Origin of the sequence: Prevotella sp. OH937_COT-195, from assembly GCF_003932845.1 — a bacterium.
Taxonomy (GTDB): domain Bacteria; phylum Bacteroidota; class Bacteroidia; order Bacteroidales; family Bacteroidaceae; genus Prevotella.
Window position 1 is genome coordinate 1 of sequence record NZ_RQZH01000053.1, and the last position, 2,842, is coordinate 2,842.

General features: G+C 39.1%; 1 protein-coding gene and 1 pseudogene. Both read left to right on the forward strand.

Annotated features, from left to right (window positions below; all coding sequences use genetic code 11):
• A partial coding sequence (locus EII32_RS11070; protein ID WP_148096830.1) for an RHS repeat domain-containing protein occupies nucleotides 1-1,776 on the forward strand: 1,776 nt, incomplete at its 5' end.
• 542 nt (nucleotides 1,777-2,318) lie between these two features.
• Nucleotides 2,319-2,842: pseudogene (locus EII32_RS11080) on the forward strand (RHS repeat-associated core domain-containing protein); the annotation flags it as partial.

A 2,842-nucleotide genomic window follows, 5' to 3' on the forward strand; every position in this document is an offset into this window, starting at 1 on the left:
AACGAATCATCAATTCCGAGATACAACGGTGACATATCCTCCATGGATTGGTTTAAAGGCAACGTTGGTAAATACGATTTCCATTACGATGGTGTTGGTCGTTTGGAAAAGGCCGAATACAAGACTTACGACGGTTCTGAAAATGCCAGATTCAATACTTCCTACGAATACGACAGAATGGGCAACATTCTTTCACTCACTCGAAATGGACTTCTTGACGACGGGGAATACGGTTTTGTTGATAATCTCGTTCTCGAATACGATGGCAACAGACTTGTCCGTTCAACAGACATATCCGGAGAGGAACCTCTCTACAAAGGTGCTTTTCATTTCCGTGACGGTTCAGACGAATCTGTGGAATATTCTTACGACCGTAACGGCAACATGACAAAAGATTTGAACAAGGAAATTTGTAAAATAGAATATAATGTGTTAAATTTGCCGCATGAAATTACGATGTCCCGAAACAAATTCATTAGATACACCTATAGTGCGACAGGCACGAAGTTGCAGGCTATTTACAGTGTGAACGGACTTAAATTGATGCAGCCCATGAGCGAAGTCATGTCAGACCGTTCCGGAAATGATGACGTCCCTTTACCGTCTGTTATAAATTTGGGCGGGTCGTTGGCCGACTCCCTTTCAGATTCTGGTACATTGACATCAAGTCTAAACATATATGGTCTTCCTGTGTTGGACTACTGCGGCAACATCGTTTATAGCGACAAGGAACCCGTTAAGATTCTTTTTGACGGAGGATATGTCAGTATTAAGAAAGGTGTCCCCACTTACCATTTCTTCCTTCGCGATCATCTCGGCAACGTACGTGTGGTTGCAGACGCTAATGGTAAATTGGAGGAACGCAACGACTATTACCCTTTCGGTGGTCTTATGGGCAAGGGCTTGAACGGCGATTTTCAATCCTACAAATACAACGGCAAGGAACTCGAACGCCAAATCGGTCTCGACATATACGACTATGGGGCAAGACGCTACGATGCCGCCACCTGCCGCTTCACCACGATGGATCCACTGGCGGAGAAATATTACTCCACAAGTCCTTATGCGTATTGTGTGAATGATCCGGTGCGGTTTGTCGATACTGATGGGAAATGGGTAGAAGATGCTAATGGGAATCTTGTAGCAGAAAAAGGAGATAATGCATGGACTTTGGCTAAATATCTTAATACATCTGCCGAAATCTCAACAAAAATGTTAAATTGTCAGGGATATTCTATAAATGAGGAAGGTATTTTGAATTTAAAAGTTGGTGATATTTTCAAAGTCGAACGAGAAAGTCCTAAACCCAAAGAAAGAATGGATTTAGGATTCTTAGGAAATAATATAAGAAAAAGAGCTGGTTCTGAATTTAGTAAAAACTTATTTGAGAATTATTGGAATGGAAATGGAGATTTTGAATTATCGGGGGAGAGATTTGCAGGTATTTTGCTTTATGTAAAAGAGAATGCTCCCAAATATTCAAATCAGATGCCTGCCATTTTTATAGATGCCAATAATGGAAAAGTTGTAGGCCATGGTACTAAAAGAGTTGTTAGTTTTTATTCAAGTTCTGAATATGATAAAGCTTTCGGCACTGCAACCTTATATTATAATTCTAAAGGTAATATAATTGGCTTCTTTGACCATTATGATTTTGACTCGAAACCATGGGGTGAAAGAAGTGTTAAAAATGAACTTATAACAAGAGCAGTAGAAACATTTTCCCCTTCAGAGGCTAAGGATTTTAAGATTAGATATGGATATTCGAAAAGATAGATTTATGAGAAATTTCACCTTATTTATTTTATGTATTATTTTCATCGCTTGTGAGAGGTCATCTCTAAAAAGAGCAGAGAATGTACTTAATTTTCCTCTCAATAATAGTGTGTGCTTTCTACAGGAATATGAGTATTGGAATGACTTTAATGGTAATGGTTTCAGGATAGAAGTTTATAATATTTTAGATATGAACTATATAAGGAATATGTCTGAGAAATCGCATCTTAAATCCTTTAATTGCAATAAAAAGAACGATGAACTTAGAAATAGTGAATATAGTAAATTTATTAATAACGGTGCAGGTTTCTATAAGACAATATGGAAAGATGACAATATAGAAACAGTTGTTATTGATACTCTTAATAAAAAGTTTTTATTCTATTATTGCTTCCTATAGATAAAACTAATGAGTTTATTAATACCGTCTATAACTTAGGAAACAAATAACTCACTCTAACGCTAAAGTAACAAGAGCATATTGTTAACGTGGGTTCGGCGAAAGAACGTTCACTCCTCGTGGTCTTGCCACAGGTTTTGTCGTGAAGCGTATAGACGGCGGAATGTCAGCCGGTTACGACTACCATGTTACCTATTACGACCGTTTTTCCCGACCTGTGCAGACGCATTCCACAAACCATCTCGGCGGTTATGACCGCGACTATTTTCTCTATGATTTTACCGGTGCCGTGCTGAAACACCGTCATTTGCATTCGTCTAAATTTCACAAGAAGATACAAGAGGACTACAACTATTCCTATGACCATGCCGGACGATTGCTAACCGTCACTCACTCTGTTGATGGTAATGCACCTGTGACATTGAAAAACAATTCATACGATGAACTTGGTCGATTGTCGGCAGATGCGGTGAACGGCAAGGGAAATCTGCGCACGACCTATACATATAATGTTCGGTCATGGCAGAAAGAGGTTGAAAGCGGTCTCCACTCATACCATCTGTATTACAACGAATCATCAATTCCGAGATACAACGGTGACATATCCTCCATGGATTGGTTTAAAGGCAACGTTGGTAAATACGATTTCCATTACGATGGTGTTGG